The organism is Okeania sp. SIO2B9, assembly GCF_010672505.1.
Classification (GTDB): domain Bacteria; phylum Cyanobacteriota; class Cyanobacteriia; order Cyanobacteriales; family Microcoleaceae; genus Okeania; species Okeania hirsuta.
In genome coordinates, this window is record NZ_JAAHGK010001806.1 from 1 (window position 1) to 1,037 (window position 1,037).

Here is a 1,037-nt window from a genome sequence, read left to right on the forward strand (position 1 = left end):
TTTGTTGCCTCACCTTCACCTAAGTAGAAAGGTACAGCTACTGGTATTATGACAGGAGTAATAACAGTTGTAGTTCCCAGGATAAACTCATTTACTCCAGGAGTGCCAATGAGGCGATCGAACTCGCCGAGACCATCACTAAGGTAATCTCTTTCAAAAAAGTAATCTACTGCAACTCCAGTTACTTCCAGAAAATTATTTTCTTCTCCCACAGGTCTAACAAGATCACTACCACTGGTACCACCAAAAAGAGCAGCTCGATTTTCATTAATACCAAAGTTGAGATAATGTTCTAAACCAGAACCAATGAACCCATTATTGACAGCTTCAGCAACGCCAGGATTATTTGCTAAATATTCGCCTTCTACAAAAGATATTTCTAGAGGTAAAGGTTCGTCATTCGGGGGGTTTTGAGAACCAAAGCGGAAGTTACTGTCATCCAAAAGCAACTCACCAGTAAAAGGATCGACAACATTCTCCACTACTGCTAACCCTATTCCTGTAGTGCTACGGGCAATAATGGTAGCGTCAGTTTCTCCTGGTGCAAAACCAATGGAGTAGTTTCTAGTAAATGAATTATTTTCTTTGCCCAACTGGATAATGTCAACACTGGGGTCAAAATTGCTAATCCGAACATTACTATCTATACCATTGTAAAAATCTTGACCAGACTCACCTAAGACAAATATATCAGTAGCGTTGCCTCCAACTAAAGTATCAAAACCACCACCTCCATCACCTGCAACAACCGTTTGATAAATACGATCGCCTTCAGCATTTAAAGTGACAGGTACTCCGATCAAGTCTATTTCTGTTCCTGATACACCCACGGAAAATTATGGGAGAAAGTCATTGCCAGTTGTACCAGTAAAAGCAGCAGATCGTTGTTCAAACAACCCAAACAGGAGATAGTGTTCAAAACCAGAACTCATCACACCGCTATTTACTGCTGCTGCCACATCAGAGTTTTCCAGCAAGTATTCACTTTCAAAAAATGCCATACTTTTTTTCAGTTAAATAAAATTTTTTTCCTTAAA

General features: G+C 39.7%; 1 protein-coding gene and 1 pseudogene. Both read right to left on the bottom strand.

What is annotated here, in order from left to right; all coding sequences use genetic code 11:
- Positions 1-830: pseudogene (locus F6K13_RS34590) on the bottom strand (hypothetical protein); the annotation flags it as partial.
- A 6-nt stretch (positions 831-836) separates the two neighbouring features.
- Positions 837-1,001 (bottom strand): hypothetical protein, encoded by a 165-nt coding sequence (locus F6K13_RS34595; RefSeq protein WP_161564731.1) that lies wholly within the window; start codon positions 999-1,001, stop codon positions 837-839.
- Between the last annotated feature and the right edge of the window lie 36 nt (positions 1,002-1,037).

Coding starts and splice junctions, on each gene's coding strand:
- F6K13_RS34595 (WP_161564731.1), bottom strand. CDS start 1,001: ATGGCATTTTTTGAAAGTGAATACTTGCTGGAAAACTCTGATGTGGCA.